The sequence below is a fragment of the Cupriavidus sp. 01L45 genome (assembly GCF_056399885.1).
This window is the reverse complement of the sequence record NZ_JBFTSG010000179.1, coordinates 1-475: the sequence shown is the minus strand read 5'-3', so window position 1 is coordinate 475 and position 475 is coordinate 1. Positions and strand designations below refer to the sequence as shown.

The window sequence follows — 475 nt, the reverse complement described above, 5'->3', positions numbered from 1 at the left end:
TGGTGTACCTGTTGTCTCGCCAGAGGCATCGCAGGGTAGCTATGTACGGAAGAGATAACCGCTGAAAGCATCTAAGCGGGAAACTCGCCTGAAGATGAGGATTCCCTGGAGCCTTGAGCTCCTTGAAGGGTCGTTCGAGACCAGGACGTYGATAGGCTGGGTGTGGAAGCGCAGTAATGCGTTAAGCTAACCAGTACTAATTGCCCGTAAGGCTTGATCCTATAACCAGTGTGTTTCTACCTGGTGTGAGTGTCGCGTGCCGCTGCTAGGCAGCTTGGCCGATACGCACAACCCCTACTACATCCCTATTCGCTGCGTTGAACATKGCTCAACGCGGCCACCGTTYATGCCTGGTGACCATAGCGAGTTGGAACCACCCCTTCCCATCCCGAACAGGACCGTGAAACGACTCCACGCCGATGATAGTGCGGATACCCGTGTGAAAGTAGGTAATCGCCAGGCTCTCCCTTGAAAC

Annotated in this window: 2 rRNA genes; both read left to right on the top strand. The window is 54.4% G+C overall.

The features are described from left to right. Positions 1-221, top strand: a 23S ribosomal RNA gene (locus AC1DT6_RS40610); the annotation flags it as partial. Between the two features lie 128 nt (positions 222-349). Next, positions 350-462: ribosomal RNA gene (gene rrf / locus AC1DT6_RS40605) — 5S ribosomal RNA — on the top strand. Positions 463-475: the final 13 nt, after the last annotated feature.